We start from the raw sequence: 17,500 nt of genomic DNA on the forward strand, positions 1-17,500 counted from the left end.
CGTCGCCCCCAAGGTCCAGCTCGGCGGGTCAGCGGGTGAGGCCGGCGAGGGTGGTCAGGCGGGCGACTCCGGGCGATTTCGGACAGGAGGGTACGCGCTGACGGGCGCGAGCGGACCTCGGCTGGCGCGACACCGTCTGCGGCGACCAGCATGCGGCCGGCACCGAGCAGGTCACCGGCTTGCAGGTAGCCGCGTTTCGCACGGACGCTCATCGGCATGATGCTCGCCGCGATGGAGGGCGCCGACCCGGCCCGGGTGTCCATGCTCTGCGTTCAGCGCTGGATAGACAGCTGCCGCGCCGCCCTCAAGACCTCATCCGCCCACCGCCTGGCCGACGCAGCACTCACCGGACAACCGCTCGCCTGGCTCACCGCACGCCCGTCGCGCTAGACCGGCACCACTCGCCGTCCAGTACGGCGGCCCATTGCCGCTCGATTCGACCCACTGTCGCGCAGGGGACAGTAGCGGTCCCGCAGTGGGTATCACTTGCTCTCGGTCGACTTACTCAGAGCGCCACGATCGCTGCCGTCTCCGCTGGCAGCTCGATGCGGTCGCGTTGCACGGTGACGCCCTCCCCGGTGGCCAGCAGCACCCGCCGGGCCACTCCCGGCAACGTGACCCGCTGCGGCTTGTCTGCCAGGTTGGCCGCCACCAGGCAGCCGCCCCGCCGCATCACCAGAAAACGGTCGCCGTGCCGCACGTCGATGGCGAACAGGTGCGGGTCCGACAGCTCCGGCCGGGACTTCCGTAGCGCGATCAGCCGCCGGTAGAACTCGTACATCGCCCGGTGTTCGGGTTTGTCCAGCTCGGCCCAGTCCAACCGGGAGCGTACGAACGTCTGCCGGTCCTGCGGGTCTGGCACGTCACCGGGTGGCCAGCCGTGCGCGGCGAACTCGCTGCGTCGGCCGTTGACCACGGCGGAGGCAAGCTCCGGCTCCGGATGCGACGTGAAGTACTGCCAAGGTGTGGCGGCGGCCCACTCCTCCCCCATGAACAGCATCGGTGTGAAGGGAGCGGTGAGAAGCAAGGTCGCCCCCACCCGCAGCAGGGCAGGAGACAACGAAGCCGCGAGGCGGTCGCCGGTGGCACGGTTGCCGATCTGGTCGTGGTTCTGCAGGTAGGCCACGAAGCGGTGGCCGGGGGTACGCGGGTCTACGGGACGGCCGTGTTGGCGACTGCGGAAGCTCGACCAGGTGCCGGTGTGAAAGAACCCGCCGGTCAGCACCTCGGCGAGGCACTCCATGGTGCCGAAGTCGCCGTAGTAGCCCTGCCGCTCGCCGGTGAGCAGGGCGTGCAGGGCGTGATGGGCGTCGTCGTTCCACTGGGCGTGCAGGCCGTAGCCGCCGGCCTCCCGGGAGCTGATCAGCCGGGGGTCGTTGAGGTCGGACTCGGCGATCAGTGTCAGCGGGCGGCCCAGGTGCACCGACAGCGACTCGACCTCGACGGCCAACTCTTCCAGCAGGTGCGTGGCGCGGGTGTCGGGCATGGCGTGCACGGCGTCCAGGCGCAGCCCGTCGACGTGGTAGTCGCGCAGCCACATCAGCACGCTGTCGGCGACGAAGCGGCGGACCCCGTCGGAGTGCGGCCCGTCCAGGTTGACCGCGCTGCCCCACGGGGTGTTCCGCTCGGCGAGGTACGGCGCGAACATCGGCGCGTAGGCCCCGGAGGGCCCGAAGTGGTTGTAGACGACGTCGAGGATCACCCCCAACCCCTTGGCGTGGGCGGCGTCGACCAGGCGTTTCAGGCCGTCGGGCCCGCCGTAGGGTTCGTGCGGGGCGAACCAGCAGACCCCGTCGTACCCCCAGTTGTGTTCGCCGTTGAAGGCGTTGACCGGCAGCAACTCGATCAGGTCGACGCCCAACTCAACCAGGTGGTCGAGGCGGCCGACGGCCGCGTCGAAGGTGCCTTCCGGGGTGAAGGTGCCGACGTGCAGCTCGTAGAGGACGCTGCCGGGCAACTGCCGGCCGGTCCACGCCTGGTCGGTCCAGCCGAACGCGGCGTGGTCGTAGATCCTGCTGGGCCCATGCGCACCGGCCGGCTGCCAGCCCGAACGCGGGTCGGGCAGCGCCTGGTCGTCGTCGTCGAGCAGGAAGCAGTAGTCAGGGCCGGCGCCGGGCACCTGGACCCGCCACCAGCCGCCCTGGCCGGTTCTCATCTCGTGGTCGGCGGTGCCCGGCAGGCTCAGCCGCACCCGCGACGCCTCCGGTGCCCAGACCGTGAACTCGGTCATGACGCCTCCCGGGATCTGTCAGTGGGGGCGAGCAACGCGACGGGATAGCTGGCCAACACCTCCGCCACCTGGACTCGTCCGCCACTGTAGACCCGACCGGTGAACAGGCACGACACCTCGTCAACGGGAAGTTGCAGGGCCGTGTCCCGCCAGCCGCCGGCCGCCGCCAGGCGCAACGGCAGCCGGGTGGCCACGGCGATCGCGCCGCTCCGGTCGAAGGCGACGGCGTGCCGGGCGGCCGGCCCGTGCACCATGACCGGCTGGTAGTCGCCGAACAGCTCCGGATGGTCGCGGCGCAGCCGCAGCGTCCGCGACACCACCAGCAGCTTGGCCGCCCCGGTGTCGTCCACCGCCGGCTGCCAGCCGGCGTCGAGCCGGGCCAGCAGTTCCCGGCGTACGTCGAAGTTGACCGGGCGACGATTGTCCGGGTCAACCAGGGAGTTGTCCCACAGCTCGGTGCCCTGGTAGGTGTCCGGCACCCCGGGCATGGCCAGCTGCACCAGCTTCTGCCCGAGCGAGTTCGACCAGCCGGGCGGGGTGGTCTCGGCGACGAACGCCGCCAGCTCCGCGTTGACCGTGGGGTCGTCGTACATGGCGTCGACCAGCGCGTGCATCGCCCGTTCGAAGGCCGGGTCTGGGTCGGTCCAACTGGTCGAGGCCGCCGCCTCCCGGGCTGCCTTCTCCGCGTAGGCGTGCAGTCGCTCGCGTTCGATCGGCCAGGCGCCGACGGCGGTCTGCCAGAGCAGGTGCGCCAGCGCGCCATCGGGCAGCGGGACCGCCGCCATCCACCGGGTGACCTGCTCGGCCCAGCGCTGCGGCAGCTCGGCGAGGACGGCGAGGCGGGCGCGCACGTCCTCGCCGCGTTTGGTGTCGTGGGTCGACAGGGTGGTCATGCTCGCCGGCCAACGCTCGCGCCGAGCGACGACGAAGCGGTGGAATCGGCCCGGCAGGGTGCCGAAGTGGACGGGGCTGCCGCCGACCTCGTTGAGCGCCGCGAACCGGCTCCACCGGTAGTAGGCGGTGTCCTCGACGCCCTTGGCCATCACCGCGCCGGTGAACTGGGGAAAACGCCGGGCCAACTCGTCGTCCGGGTCACGCAGCCGCCGGGTGATCGCGTCCAGTGCACCGGTCAGGTCGCTGCGGCGGCGGCCCGCCTCGGCGCGGGCGTTGGCCAGGTGCCGTGCCCCGTCGGGCGGATAACCCCGGTATACGGCGAAGGCGGCGGCCAGCTCGGCCAGTGCGGCGCGGGCCGCGTCGGAGTCCACGTCGGGGGCGAGCGCGGCCAGCCGGGTCAGCTCCGCCGACAGCAGCCGGGTCGCTGCGGCGAGCTTCGTGTCGTGGGTCAGCTCCGCCCAGAAGGTGGCCCGACCGGTGAGCCGGGTGTCCAGGGCGGTGAACTCGGCTTCCGCGTCGCCGTCGACGAAGAGCCCGCCGACCGCGGCGAGGGCGTCGTAGCCGGTGGTGCCGTCCACCGGCCAGGACGGCAATTCCTCTCCGTACTCCAGGATCTTCTCCACGATCAGCCACGCGGCACCGGCGGCGTCGCGCAGCCGGGCCAGGTAGCCGGCCGGGTCGCGCAGCCCGTCGGGGTGGTCGACCCGGATGCCGTCGACCTCACCGGCCGCCGCCCACGCCACGATCAGCTCGTGGGTGGCGGCGAACACCTCCGGGTCCTCCACACGCAGCCCGGCCAGGCTGGAGACGGCGAAGAACCGGCGGTACGTCAGCTCGGCGTCGCCGCGCCGCCAGGAGACCAGCTCGAAGTACTGTCGGTCGTGCACCTCGCGGGGATTGCCGTCCCCGGTGCCGTCGGCGATCGGAAAGCGATGCTCGTGGTAGCGCAGTTCCCCGTCGGCGAGCCTCAGGTCGTCCAGCGCGTCCGGCCCGTCGGCAAGCACCGGCAGCAGCAGCCGCCCCCGCTCCCAGTCGATGTCGAACCAGGGCGCGTACGCCGAACCCCGCCCCTGGCGCAGTACGTCCCACCAGGCCGGATTGGCCACCGGTACGGCCACCCCGGCGTGGTTGGGCACGATGTCCACGACCAGGCCGAGCCCGGCGTCGCGTAGCGCCCGCAGTAACCGCTGCCGGCCCGCCTCGCCGCCGAGCTCCGGGTTGACCTGCCGGTGGTCGACCACGTCGTAGCCGTGCGCGCTGCCTGGCGCGGCGGCCAGCAGTGGTGCGCTGTGGAGGTGGGTGACGCCGAGGTCGGCGAGGTAGCCGGCGAGGCCGGCGGTGGCGTCCAGGTCGAACCCGGGGCGCACCTGCACCCGGTAGGTGGCTCCGACGGGGCGCGGCTTCGCGGGCATCTCAGGCCACCCTCTCCAACACCGCCAGCGAGCGGTCCGGTACGCCGAGCGTGCCGCCGGCCTCCCCGGTGGTGCCCTTGTCCTGGTCGGGTTCGGCGGTGCTGATCACCAATTCCCACCGGTGGCCGAACTCGGCCGGCGGAAGGACGAAGTCCAGCGGTGCGTCGTGCGCGTTGAAGCAGAGCCAGAAGGACGAGTCGCGGTGCCGCTGACCGTACTGGCCGCGTTCGCGGATGCCCTCGCCGTTGACGAAGAGCGCCACCGAGCGGCCGAAGTCGTTGCCCCAGTCCTCGCCGGTCATCTGCCGCCCGTCCGGGGTGTACCAGGCCAGGTCGGGCAGCGGTTCGTCGATCTCCCGGCCGTGCACCGGCAGGCCGGTGAAGAAGCGGCGACGCTGGAACACCTGGTGCTTCCGGCGGAACTCGACCAGCCGGCGGGTGAAGTCCAGCAGCTCGGTGTCGACGTCGTCCCAGTCGACCCAGGCCAGCTCGCTGTCCTGGCAGTAGGCGTTGTTGTTGCCGTGCTGGGTGCGGCCCAACTCGTCGCCGTGGCCAATCATCGGCACCCCCTGCGACAGCATCAGAGTGGCCAGGAAGTTGCGCTGCTGCCGGGCCCGCAGGGCGTGTACCCCCGGGTCGTCGGTGTCGCCCTCGACGCCACAGTTCCAGGACCGGTTGTGGCTCTCGCCGTCGCGGTTGGACTCGCCGTTGGCCTCGTTGTGCTTGTCGTTGTAGGCCACCAGGTCGGCCAGGGTGAAGCCGTCGTGGCAGGTGACGAAGTTGATGCTGTGGAAGGGGCGGCGCCCGTCGTCCTGGTAGAGGTCGGCGGAGCCGGAGAGGCGGGAGGCGAACTCGGCGAGGGTGGCCGGCTCGCCGCGCCAGAAGTCGCGGACCGTGTCGCGGTACTTGCCGTTCCACTCGGTCCACTGCGGCGGGAAGTTGCCGACCTGGTAGCCGCCGGGGCCGACGTCCCACGGCTCGGCGATCAGCTTGACCCGGCTGACCACCGGGTCCTGCTGGACCACCTCGAAGAAGGTGGAGAGCCGGTCCACGTCGTAGAACTCGCGGGCCAGGGTGGCGGCCAGGTCGAAGCGGAAACCGTCGACGTGCATCTCGGTCACCCAGTAACGCAACGAATCCATGATCAGTTGCAGCGAGTGTGGGCTGCGCACGTTGAGGCTGTTGCCGGTGCCGGTGTAGTCGACGTAGTACCGCCGGTCTTCCTCCGACAGCCGGTAGTAGCTGGCGTTGTCGACGCCCTTGAAGCTCAGCGTCGGGCCGAGGTGGTTGCCCTCGGCGGTGTGGTTGTAGACCACGTCGAGGATCACCTCGATACCGGCCGCGTGCAGCGCCTTGACCATGCCCCGGAACTCCTGCACCTGCTGGCCCTGGCGACCCAGCGCCGAGTAGCCGTGGTGCGGGGCGAAGAAGCCGATGGTGTTGTAGCCCCAGTAGTTGCGCAGCCCCAGGTCGGTCAGCCGGTGGTCGTTGACGAACTGGTGCACCGGCATCAGCTCGATGGCGGTGACGCCGAGCCGGCTCAGGTGGTCGATCATCGGCGGCGAGGCGATGCCGGCGTACGTGCCGCGCAGCTCCTCGGGGATGCCGGGAAGCCGCATGGTCAGCCCGCGTACGTGGGCCTCGTAGATGACCGAGTGGTGGTACGGGATGCGGGGTGGCGCGTCGTTGCCCCAGTCGAAGTACGGGTTCACCACCACCGACTTCGGCACGAACGGCGCCGAGTCGGTCGTGTTGATCCGCTCCGGGTCGCCGTGGGTGTAGTCGTAGACCGCCGGGTCCCACTGCACGTCGCCGTCGACGGCCTTGGCGTACGGGTCGATGAGCAGCTTGGCCGGGTTGCACCGGACCCCGCCCGCCGGGTCGTACGGGCCGTGCACCCGGTAGCCGTACCGCTGCCCCGGCCCGATTCCCGGGATGTACGCGTGCCACACGTACGCGTCGAGTTCACGCAGCTCGACCCGGCGCTCCGCTCCGGTGTCCCACTCGTCGAAGAGGCAGAGTTCGACGCGCTGCGCCACCTCCGAGAAGATCGCGAAGTTGGTGCCCATCCCGTCGTAGGTGGCGCCGAGGGGATACCGCTCGCCCGGCCAGACCTGCATGTCGCTCCTTCGGCCACGTGTCGTCGGCGCGCCCGCCCGAGCACATTCGTCCGGGAAACTCCGGCGGTGCGCGGGGCGGTAGTGCCCCGCACGGTCCACCGTCAATCCATCCGATCGGGTGGATGGCTGGTGGCCGCCCGGCCGAACCGAGGTGAACCCTGCGGTGCCCTCGGTCACTGTGACCGTCCTCAAGGTGCGGAATCGGCCGTCATGACGTTTCCTTGTTCCCGGGCGCGTGTTTTCAGTGCGCCCACGATCCTCGCACCGCCGGACGCGTCCGCGCGTGCCCGAAACCCAACGTTTCCCTTTCGCCGTCATCGACGCCGGCGCGTTCCTCCCTGCACGGACGGAGACTGATGTGACGACCCTGCGGGTCGGCGGACGTACCGCCACCGCCTCGGACCGCGTCCACCGCCCCACGATCACCTCGCGACCCCAGGTTCCGGCCCAACCCGGCCCGCCCGCCGGGTCGCAGACCCGCCGCATCCTCATGCTGTCGTGGGAGTACCCGCCGGTGCTCGTGGGCGGCCTGGGCCGGCACGTGCACGCCCTGTCGGTGGCTCTGGCCGCCGCCGGGCACGAGGTCACGGTCGTCACCCGGCACGCCGAGGGCGCCCCGCTGGAGGAGTACGTCGACGGGGTGCGCGTCGTGCGCGCCGCCGAGGATCCGGTGACCTTCCCGCTGGCCACCGGCTCGCTGCTGGCTTGGACGATGGCGTTCAACCACACCCTGACCCGGGCCGCGCTGCGCGCCACCGCCACCGGCGTCTACGACGTCGTCCACGCCCACGACTGGCTCGTCGCGCACACCGCGATGACCCTGCGCGAGCACCTCGACCTGCCGCTGGTCAGCACCATCCACGCCACCGAGGCGGGCCGGCACCAGGGCTGGCTGCCCGAGGAGATGAACCGCACCATCCATGGCGTGGAGCACTGGCTCGGCGGCGAGTCGACCCGCGTCATCGTCTGCTCCGGCTACATGCGCGACGAGGTGACCGGGCTGTTCGGCGTGCCGGCCGGACGGGTCGACGTGGTGCCCAACGGGGTGGAGCCACACCGCTGGCGGGTCTCCGCCGCCGCGGTGGCGAAGGCGCGCGCCCGGTACGCCGGGGACGGCCCGCTGGTCACCTTCGCCGGCCGTCTGGTGTACGAGAAGGGGGTGCAGCATCTACTCGCCGGCCTGCCCCGGCTACGCGAGCGGCACCCCGGGCTGCGCGCGGTGATCGTCGGCGACGGCCCGTACCGCAGCGAGTTGGAGGCCGACGTGCACCGGCTCGGGCTGGCCGGCACCGTCAGCCTGCCCGGCTTTCTCGGCGGCACCGACCTGCCCGCGGTGATGGCCGCCTCGGACTGCTTCGCGGTGCCCAGCATCTACGAGCCGTTCGGCATGGTCGCCCTGGAGGGCGCCGCCGCCGGCGCGCCGCTCGCGGTCGCCGAAACCGGCGGGCTCGCCGAGATCGTCGAGTCGGGCGTCACCGGTGAGACCTTCCGCCCGCACGATTCGGACGCGCTGGCCGACGCCGTGCACGCCCTGCTCGTCGACACCGAACGCGCCCGCGTGCTGGCCCGTCGGGCCCGGGACATGGTCAACGAGCGGTACGGCTGGGCGGCCATCGCCAGCCGCACCGCGTCGACGTACGCGGCGGCCATCGCCCAGGCGCCGAGCTTCACCGCCGAGCGCGCGGCGCAGCAGATGGCACACGGCCGGGCACTGCCCACGATGGCCGACGGCAACCTGCTCGCCGCCGCCGGCCTGCGCTGACCGGCTCCGCTGTCGCGTCTACCGCCGAGTCCCGCCCGGTCCGGCTGTTGCAGCCGGACCGGGCGGGACGGCTACCGAGGCCATCGCCAGGGCGGTCGCCGTTCTCACCAGACCGCCACCAGACCCCGTTCGGACAGTTCAATCTGTCGTTACGATCTTGCATCCGTACTGGTCACCGGCGGTTGGCATCGGACACACTCGCAGGCATCCGGCGACGGCGAAGTCCGAGGAGGCGCGAGTGCGGGTACTCCTGGTGGAAGACGACCTGCGCGTCTCGGCGGGCCTCGCCTCGGCGCTGCGGCGACGGGGGCACGACGTGGTCCAGGCGGTCACCGCGGCCGAGGCGGTGCGGGCCGACCCGGTCGACCTCATCCTGCTCGACATGAACCTGCCCGACCGTGACGGTCTGGAGGTGTGCCGGCGCATCCGCCAGCACGACGAGGGCGTCGCGATCATCGCGGTCACCGCGCGGGTGGAGGAGCACGACCGGGTGGCCGGGCTACGCGCCGGGGCCGACGACTACGTGGTCAAGCCGTTCTCGATGGTCGAGTTGCAGGCGCGTATCGAGGCGGTGATGCGCCGTACCACCCGTACCACCCGGGCGGCGACCGCATTGCAGGTGGGCTTGTTGCGCATCGATGTGGACGCCCGCCGGGTCTGGGTGGGCGACCGGGAGGTCGGCCTGTCCCGCAAGGAGTTCGACCTGCTGGTGGCGCTGGCCCGGCAGGCCGGCACGGTGGTGCCGCGGGACCGACTGCAACTGGAGGTGTGGCAGACCACCTGGGCGACCCGGCACAATCTCGACGTCCACGTCGCGGCGCTGCGCGCAAAGCTCGACGACACCGCGCTGGTGGAGACGGTTCGTGGCGTCGGCTACCGGCTGCGCGCCAGCTGAGTGCCCACTCAGCCGGCCGAACCTCAGATCATCCTCAAGAATCCCAGCTCGCGGCCCCGCGGCAGGCCGGGTACGGGTGTGCTGTGGGTACTTGAGTCACCCCTCCTGTTTGGAGAGCCCCTTGAGATACAGACGGACAACGGCCGGTGTCTTCTCCGCACTACTCGCCGTCACCCTCGCGGCGACCGCGCAGCCCGCCCAGGCGACCACCGCGGCCCAGTTGCTGGCGGAGCCAAACCAGGTACGGGACCTCACGGTCGTCCAGGGCGACGGGTACGCGACCCTGGCCTGGACCCCGGTCGACGCCGCCACCGACTACCAGATCGAGCGGACCCCGGTCGACGACGACGGCACCGCCACCGGCGCATCGGTGACCGCCGGTGTCTGGCGACCTAACCGTCAGATCAACAACTCCGAGCCGACCTTCGCCGACGCGGGCTTCGCCCCCGGCAACCGCTTCCAGTGGCGGGTCCGCGCCCGCATCGACGGCACCGCCCAGCCGTACTCGGCCCCGGTCAGCGACACCACCACGGCACCCTGGGGCGACCCGGCCGTCCCCGGACAGGGCCTGCGCACCCAGTGGGAGACCACGCTGGGCGCGCAGTACACCAACGACGTCAACGAGTACGCCTACACCGAGGCGATCGACGAACTCAGCGACCGGGTGCGCGTGGTGGAGATCGGCCGCACCCTGCAGGACCGGCCGCTCAACATGTTCGTCATCGGCTACCCCACCCCGCCGGCCACCGCCGCGGCGGTGGCCGCCACGAACCCGCTGGTGGTCAACTGCAACGTGCACGGCAACGAGCCCGGCGACCGCGAGGCATGCCTCATCATCGCCCGACAGCTGGCGTTCACCGACGACGCCACCACCCTCGGCCTGCTGTCGAAGACCACCATGCTGATCGTGCCGACGATCAACGGCGACGGCCGGGCGGCCAACAGCCGGGGCAACGCCGCCGGTCAGGACCTCAACCGGGACTACTCGCTGGTCCGCCAGCCGGAGACCCAGGCGTTCGTGGAGATGGTCCGCGACTACCGGCCGATCGCCAGCTACGACGGCCACGAGTACGGCAACAGCAACACCGGTGACCTGCCGATGCTGCCACCCCGCCACCAGAACGTGGCACAGGGCATCTTCGACCAGTCCCAGGACATGATCGAGGGCCACATGTACACCCAGGGCGCCAAGGACGGCTGGTGGGCCTGCCCGTACGGATGCACCGGGGCCAACGTCGGACTGGGCGAGGAGACGATCCTGCGCAACACCCTCGGGCTGAAGAACGTGGTCAACTCCCTGCTGGAACTGCGCAGCTCCGGCGGACCGACCCGACCGGACGAGGGCAACACCGCCAACAACCGGCGGCGCAAGACCTACTCGGCACTGTGGACGTTCCATCAGTTCCTGGCGTACCACGGTGCGACCGTCGGCGACATCACCGCGGCCCGCGCCGAGGCGATCAAGTTCCAGTCCGCGAACAGCGGCCGAATCGTCTTCCGGGGCTCCCGCCCGATCGAGGCTTATCCCGCACCGCACCCGGGCGACACCCCGCCGCCGCTGAACGCACCGGGCGAGGACCAGATCCTCGACCAGCCGCCGTGCGCCTACAAGCTCACCGAGGAGCAGTACCACGGGGCGCGCACCGACGGCCCGAGCGGCCAGCAGACCACCGTGGCCCAACGGCTCGCCGCCCACGGCTGGAAGGTGATCAAGGTGGCCGGAGGGTACCTCGTACCACTGTCCCAGCCGGAGCGCGGCCTGGTGCCGCTGCTGCTCGACGAGCAGGCCGCCGACGGCCTGGTCGCTGGCGAGCGCATCGCGCCCACGCTGACCGGCACCCACAACGGCCCACTGACGGTCTCCGGCGTGGCCTGCCTCGCCGGCGCCACCGTCCGGGGTCCGATCAGGGTGCAGCGGGGCGCGACGCTGATCGTCAACGGCGCCTCGATCAACGGCCCGGTGGACGCCAGCGCGGCGGCCGGGTTCGTGCTGACCGCCAGCACCGTCAACGGCCCGGTGAACGTCACCGGCGCCAGCGGCCCGGTCCTACTGGTCGGCAACAAGATCAGTGGCCCGGTCAACGTGGTCAACAGCGCGGGCGGCGCCCCGCTGGTGGCCGGCAACACCGTCAACGGCCCGCTGAGCTGTGCCGGCAACAGTGCCGCGCCGGTCAACATGGAGGTCGCCAACTCGGTCAGCGGTCCGCGGTTCAACCAGTGCGCGCTTCTGTGAGGCGCTGAGCCCGCCCCTCGTACCGGCGGGCCGGATCCCGCGCCCGGCCTGCCGGTACCCCATCGAAGAGCGGAGAACACCGTGACCGACAGCCAGTCTCGGGCCGCGACGCCGGTGTCCCGGCGTCTGCTCCCGATCGCCGGCGCCACCCTGGCCGCCCTGCTGCTCGTGGTTGTCGCGGGCGGCGGGAACGGCGACGCCGGCACGGCCGCCCCCGCGCCGGCCACCGTCACCGTGACCGGGCCGCTCTGCGACCTGCTGCCGACGGGCGACGAACCGGGACACCCCGCCGCACTCGCCGACCAGCCCGCGGCGCAGGCCCTGCAGTGGATTCCCGTGCTCACCACCTTCGAGGCGGCGGTACGGGCCACCGGCCTGGCCGACGAGCTCACCGGGGACGTCACCATCCTGGCCCCCACCGACGACGCCTTCGCCACCAAGTTCTCCCGGACCAACCTCGACGAGTTGCTCCTGCGGGACACCGGCGAGCTGCGTGACCTGCTGCGCGACCACCTGGTCAGCGGCGTGCTGCCGGTGGCCGACCTGGTCGCCGCCGGCACGGTGACCACCGTCTCGGGCAGCAGCCTCGCCGTCACCGGCCGGGGCCAGGTCGCCCGCGTCGACGACCTGGCTGAGACGGTGTGTGCCGACTACCAGGCGGCCGGCGCCCGCATCCACGTCATCGACGAGGTACTCGGCGACCTGCCCACCACAGCAGGTCAGGACGACGACGGCCACCCGGCGCACTGAACCGCGGACACCCCGCGACACGGTCGCAGGCCGCCGCCCTCGATCACGAGGTCGGCGGCCTGCGGCGGTGTCGCCGTCGAGAAGGGGCCCGTCCTATACCGCAGGCGTTGACAGGGCGCCCTTCCTCACTGCGGTCAGCGCTTCTCGTAGGGGAGGTAGTCCCGTTCGGTGGCGCCGGTGTAGATCTGCCGCGGGCGGCCGATCTTGGTCTCCGGATCGTTGATCATCTCCCGCCACTGCGCGATCCAGCCCGGCAGCCGGCCCAGCGCGAACAGCACCGTGAACATCTTCGTCGGAAAACCCATCGCCTTGTAGATCAGGCCGGTGTAGAAGTCCACGTTCGGGTAGAGCCGCCGGGAGACGAAGAAGTCGTCGCCCAGGGCGATCTCCTCCAACTGCATCGCGATGTCCAGCAGCGGGTCCGCCTTGGCCATCCGGCCCAGCACGTCCTGCGCCGCCTCCTTCACGATCGCGGCCCGCGGGTCGTAGTTCTTGTAGACCCGGTGACCGAAACCCATCAGCTTGACGCCGTCCTGCTTGTCCTTGACCTTGCGGACGAAGGACTGCACGTCGCCGCCCTCGGCCTGGATCAGCTCCAGCATCTCCAGCACCGACTGGTTCGCGCCGCCGTGCAGCGGCCCGAACAGCGCGTTGACCCCGGCCGACACCGAGGCGAACAGGTTGGCGTTGCTGGAACCCACCAGCCGGACGGTCGAGGTCGAGCAGTTCTGCTCGTGGTCGGCGTGCAGGACGAGGAGCATGTCCAGCACACGGGCCACCACCGGATCGACCTCGTACGGCTCCGCCGGCACACCGAACGTCATCCGCAGGAAGTTCTCCACGTAGCCCAGCGAGTTCTCCGGGTACAGCAGCGGCTGCCCGATGGACTTCTTGTAGGCGTACGAGGCGATGGTGGGGACCTTCGCCATCAACCGGACCGTGGACATCTCCACGTGCTCGGCGTCGAACGGGTCCAGGCTGTCCTGGTAGAAGGTGGAGATGGCGCTGACCGCCGAGGAGAGCACCGCCATCGGGTGCGCCTCACGGGGAAAACCGTCGAAGAACCGGCGCATCTCCTCGTGCAGCAGCGAGTGCCGGCGAATCCGCTCGGAGAACTCGGTCAGCTGGTCACCGGTCGGCAACTCGCCGTAGATCAGCAGGTAGGAGACCTCCAGGAAGGAACTCTTCCCGGCCAGTTGCTCGATGGGGTAGCCACGGTAACGCAAAATTCCCGCGTCGCCGTCGATGTAGGTGATCGCGGACGAACAAGCGGCGGTGTTGACGAACCCGGGGTCGTACGTCGTCATCCCGGTTTCCTTCAGCAGCTTGCCCACACCGACTCCGGCGGGGCCCTCGACCGCGGAATGTACCGGCATCGACAGCTGCCCGCCGGGGTGATCGAGCTTGACTTCCGTCATGTGGTTCCTCGCTTCGCCGGCAGATCTACGTTGAATTGCCTTCGCTTCTACCGTAATTGCGGTTGCGACGACACCGCCCGCCGTGGTTCGGCGGTGAGGCATGCGTCACCCGTTTCCCGACCGCGCGGCCGGGAAACCCCGACGACCAGCACAGACAGGCAGAGACGGCACACCGGGTGGGCGAGCACGCGCATGCCCGTGCCACTGTCCGACGGCTCAGGAGGACGACTGGACGCCGGGCCCCCGGGTGCGGCTGGACCGACCCGGTGGCGGGCGTCAGGAGATCGTCAGTTGGCGGAGAGTGCCGCCAGCATCGAGGAGATAGAGATCGAGGCGATTGGCGCCGGCGTGGAAGAGCCGGTCGTCGGCGAGCAACGCGGCGAACCGACGGCCACCGAGGTCCGGGGCGACCACCGGCACCACCGCGGCAACAGTGCCGTTGACGGCCACCACCAGCTCGGTGCCGTCGGCGACCCGGTCAGGCACGGTGCCCCAGACCATCCCGGGCAGCAGGCCCTCGTCGGGGTCGACGGCGCGGAACGCGTCGAGCCCGCCCACGCGGGCGCTGCCGCCAGCCGGCGCGGCGTCCACGGCGGTGCCGAGGAGTCGGTGCGGGGCGGCCGGTGGCGGCGCGGCGGGCACGCCACCGGTAACCGGCATCGGCTCCGACGGACGGTCGTAGAAGACCTTGCCAGGTTCGGTGCGGGGGGCCTGCCGCGCTGATCGGCCGTCGACCCGCCAGGGCAGCCGGATGGCCGCCTCGTCGGCGATGGTCGGCAGCAGGTCGACGTGTTCCCAGTTCCGGTCGTCCACCTGACCAGCGCGCTGGCCCGGCGTCTTGACGAACAACGGCACCCAGGCCACCTCGTCGGCGGCCGCCCTGATGGCGTCCGCGCCGCGTCCCTGCGCGCCCTTGGTGAAACTGACCCCGTGGTCGGCGGTGACCACCACCAGCGCCTCGTCCCACAGGCCGCCCGCGCGCAGCGTACGGATCGTCTCACCGATCAGCCGGTCGGTGTAGCCGAGCTGCGCCAGGTGACGGGCGCGGGCCAGGTCCACCCAGCCGTCGCCCTCGTTGGAGAAGTCCTCGGGCGCCTCGTAGCGAGCCCCCGACGGCAGGAACACCCACGGCGAATGCGGCATCAGCAGGTGCAGGAAATGCAGCGTCGGCCGCTGCGACCGGATCAGGCCGTTCAGAAAGCTGGTGAACCGGGCCGGCTGGTTGACGTCGAGGCTGTCCCAACGGAACTTCGGGTCGGTCGGCACCGGCTCGGCGGCGTCGATGCCGGCCTCCTCGGCGGTGCGCTCACGGTAGGAGTCCTCCGGGTCGATCCGGCTGTCGTTAGGTGAGGTCACCTGGCGCAGCAGCCGGCCGGTCTCCCGGGCCAGCACACCGACCCCCTGCTCCGGGGCGACCTGCTGCTCGCAGCGGCTCGGCGGGCAGAGCCGGGTGATGCTCTCCTCGGCGCGGATGTCGTACAGCCCGCCGAGTGCGGTGAAGAGGTTGTCCGGGTAGTGCGAGTAGTGCGGGGCGAACGGCTGCGCCGGGTAGCGGCCGGTGAGCATCGCCGGCAGCGCGTACGGCGTCCAGCCGCTGACTCCGGTGGCGTTGCGGTACCAGGTCGAGGCGGCGGCCAACTCGGCGAAGTACGGGAACCGGGCGGCGTCCACCCGCCGCTCGCCGTCGAGCAGGGAGACCAGCGGCAGCTCGTCGAGGACCAGCAGGACCACCGGCGGGTGCACGTTGCCGGTGGCCGTACCGGCCACGCCGCCTCCGCCGCGCGGCAACACCACCGGCCCGGTCGGTGAGGCGAACAGGAACAGCCCGACGAAGATCAGCGGCCCGACGGCGGCCAGCCGCAGCATCCGCCCCGGGGCCCGCCAGCGCCGGTACCCGGCGGCCCCGGCAGCACCGACCGCTACGGCGACCAGCAGCAGCGGTACGCCCCGAAGCGGCGTCGTGAGCCGGCCTATCTGCACCACCAGCGCCGCGACCAGCAGGCCCACCAGCAGCGTGTGGGTGGCCGTCCGCGCGGTCCGTCCGGCCAGTCCGGACAGCAGGCCGACCGACCCGACCGCCACCGTCGGCAGCACCACGACCAGGGCCACCAGCGCCAGGATCTCGCCCCGGTCGGCCCGGTGGAACAGGAAGAAGTCGGGGCTGCGACCGAGGATGTCCAGCAGCGGCTGGGTGATCACCAGGCCGACCAGCGCCGTGATCTCCAGCAGCCGGCCGGCCTCCGTCCGCCAGCCGGATTCGCTGCTGGGGGCTGAGCCGGTCGCGGGGCGGTCGGTCACGAACGGGCCAGCCGGTACAGGGTGCGGGTGCCCGAGGGCAACTCCAGCCGGTCCTCGACGGTGCCCCGGGCGGCGAGCAGCGCCTCGAAGGCGTCGCGCCGGTAGTCGGGGAAGATGCCGTCGGGCTTGTTGGCCAGCAGCCGGGCCGCCATCGGATCGTCGGGGTGGACGAACTCCACCACCAGCCGGCCACCGGGCGCGACGAAGCCGACGAGGCAGGACAGCACCTCGGACAGCGGCACGTTGCGGCCGATCGCCAGGTGGTGCACCAGCGCCAGGGCGAGCACGGTGTCCGCGCTGGCCCGAGCGGCGAACGAGGCCCGCTCCACGGCACGCCAGCCGCCGCCGGGCGACGGATCGGCCAGGTCCATCACCAGCGGCAGCACCCGCCGCTCGCCCTCGCCCTTCAGGGTGCGGTACAGCCGGTCCAGCACCGCCGGGTCCTGCTCGACGGCGACCACGTAGTCGGCGTGCCGGGCGGCCAGCCGCGCGTACCGTCCGTCGTTGGCGCCCAGGTCGAGTACCAGTCGTCGCCGGCCGACGACGCTCAGCGCGGCGGTGACGAACCGCTCCTTGCCGCTGCGGTCGTCGCCGGAGTAGCCGCAGGTGCGCTGGTAGTCCACCCAGTGCGTGGGCGGCGGCTGGTGGTCCAGCCGCCGGACGAGCTTCTCCATCCCGCGTACGGTGGCCTGCGCCAACTCGCGGGTGTAGCCGGCGGCCCGCAGCTGCGCGCGCACGTCGGAGGTGCTGGTGACGGCGCTGCGCCGCTGCACGCTGCCGTGCAGGTGGACGTGGGTGGGCACGCCGGGCAGCAGCCGCCGGGCACCCCGGAACAGCGGTCCCATCTGCTCCGGGGAGATGCCGTCGACCTGGGCCCGCAGCCAGGGCTGGAACGCCAGCCCCAGGTGGGCGCCGAGCATCAGCGGGTAGAGCAACATCTGGCAGAACTGCCGGTACCCGGCCCACGGTTCGCCGTCGCGTAGCGGGACGAACGACCCCACGTCGATGAAGACCGGCTCGGTGCCGCGCCACTGCAGGTTGTACGCCGAACCGTCCTTGGTGGTGAAGCCCGCCGACAGGGCGGCCCGGAGGATCTCCAGGTGCAGCAGTGCGGCGTCACGCAGCATCGCGAAGGACCACTCGTACGGGTGGGAGATGAACGGGATCCGCTCGTGTCGCAGGACCGCCGCCCAGCCCGCTAGCGCCGACCCCGCCAGCAGCTCCGAACCCGCCAGCAGCTCCGGTCCGGCCGGCAGCTCCTCGGTGCCGCAGATCTTGCCAGCGGCGACCAGCGGCGGGAAGAAGGTGCTGCCGGCCAGCGCCCGCCAGTGCGTGGCGGCGGTCTCGTCGAGCGCGCGAAGCACCTCGTCGCCGGCGTGGAAGACCTGGTTGGCCGGGTCGCGGAACGAGCCGGGCTCCGCCCGCAGCTCGGTGTCGACCCGGACCGGCTTCGGCGACCGGCCCAGGTCCGGAATCACCATCTCGGCCG

10 protein-coding genes and 1 pseudogene are annotated in these 17,500 nt (G+C 71.6%); 5 read left to right on the forward strand and 6 right to left on the reverse strand.

Annotated elements, in window-relative coordinates:
• Positions 1 to 195: 195 nt before the first annotated feature.
• Positions 196 to 390: pseudogene (locus ACFHWY_RS19555) on the forward strand (hypothetical protein); the annotation flags it as partial.
• 115 nt (positions 391 to 505) lie between these two features.
• Here ACFHWY_RS19555 and treZ read toward each other — a convergent pair.
• Genes treZ through glgX form a run of 3 tightly spaced genes read right to left on the reverse strand, consistent with a single transcriptional unit; the run spans position 506 to position 6,655 of the window.
• Positions 506 to 2,230, reverse strand: a complete 1,725-nt coding sequence (gene treZ / locus ACFHWY_RS19560; RefSeq protein ID WP_416581659.1) for a malto-oligosyltrehalose trehalohydrolase — start codon at positions 2,228 to 2,230, stop codon at positions 506 to 508.
• Entirely contained in the window at positions 2,227 to 4,536 is a 2,310-nt protein-coding gene (gene treY / locus ACFHWY_RS19565; RefSeq protein WP_416581660.1) for a malto-oligosyltrehalose synthase, read from the reverse strand. The genes treZ and treY overlap by 4 nt, the downstream gene beginning before the upstream one ends.
• A gap of 1 nt (position 4,537) precedes the next feature.
• A complete protein-coding gene (gene glgX / locus ACFHWY_RS19570; protein WP_416581661.1) occupies positions 4,538 to 6,655 on the reverse strand; it encodes a glycogen debranching protein GlgX in 2,118 nt (705 codons plus the stop codon).
• Between the two features lie 358 nt (positions 6,656 to 7,013).
• Between glgX and ACFHWY_RS19575 the strand changes: the two genes are divergently transcribed.
• The 4 genes from ACFHWY_RS19575 (at position 7,014) to ACFHWY_RS19590 (ending at position 12,295) form a co-directional block, all read left to right on the forward strand.
• Positions 7,014 to 8,417, forward strand: a complete 1,404-nt coding sequence (locus tag ACFHWY_RS19575) for a glycosyltransferase family 4 protein (RefSeq protein ID WP_416581662.1) — start codon at positions 7,014 to 7,016, stop codon at positions 8,415 to 8,417.
• A gap of 238 nt (positions 8,418 to 8,655) precedes the next feature.
• Positions 8,656 to 9,312 (forward strand): response regulator transcription factor, encoded by a 657-nt coding sequence (locus ACFHWY_RS19580; RefSeq protein ID WP_416581663.1) that lies wholly within the window; start codon positions 8,656 to 8,658, stop codon positions 9,310 to 9,312.
• A 121-nt stretch (positions 9,313 to 9,433) separates the two neighbouring features.
• Positions 9,434 to 11,545 carry a M14 family zinc carboxypeptidase gene (locus ACFHWY_RS19585; protein ID WP_416581664.1) on the forward strand — a complete coding sequence of 704 codons (2,112 nt, stop codon included), beginning with the start codon at positions 9,434 to 9,436 and terminating at the stop codon, positions 11,543 to 11,545.
• 81 nt (positions 11,546 to 11,626) lie between these two features.
• Complete coding sequence (locus tag ACFHWY_RS19590; protein ID WP_416581665.1) at positions 11,627 to 12,295, forward strand: fasciclin domain-containing protein; 669 nt, start codon at positions 11,627 to 11,629, stop codon at positions 12,293 to 12,295.
• Positions 12,296 to 12,429: 134 nt separating this feature from the next.
• Here the strand turns inward: ACFHWY_RS19590 and ACFHWY_RS19595 are convergent, their stop codons facing one another.
• From ACFHWY_RS19595 to ACFHWY_RS19605, 3 genes are all read right to left on the reverse strand, one after another.
• Entirely contained in the window at positions 12,430 to 13,713 is a 1,284-nt protein-coding gene (locus ACFHWY_RS19595) for a citrate synthase (RefSeq protein ID WP_416581666.1), read from the reverse strand.
• A 276-nt stretch (positions 13,714 to 13,989) separates the two neighbouring features.
• Positions 13,990 to 16,011: a sulfatase-like hydrolase/transferase gene (locus ACFHWY_RS19600; RefSeq protein WP_416581667.1), complete on the reverse strand. Its 2,022-nt coding sequence runs from the start codon at positions 16,009 to 16,011 to the stop codon at positions 13,990 to 13,992.
• Positions 16,008 to 17,492, reverse strand: coding sequence for a methyltransferase (locus tag ACFHWY_RS19605; RefSeq protein ID WP_416581668.1), 1,485 nt, complete (start codon positions 17,490 to 17,492; stop codon positions 16,008 to 16,010). Before ACFHWY_RS19605 ends, ACFHWY_RS19600 begins: the two co-directional genes overlap by 4 nt.
• Positions 17,493 to 17,500: the final 8 nt, after the last annotated feature.

This window comes from Micromonospora sp. LOL_024, from assembly GCF_048060415.1.
Taxonomy (GTDB): Bacteria; Actinomycetota; Actinomycetes; order Mycobacteriales; family Micromonosporaceae; genus Micromonospora.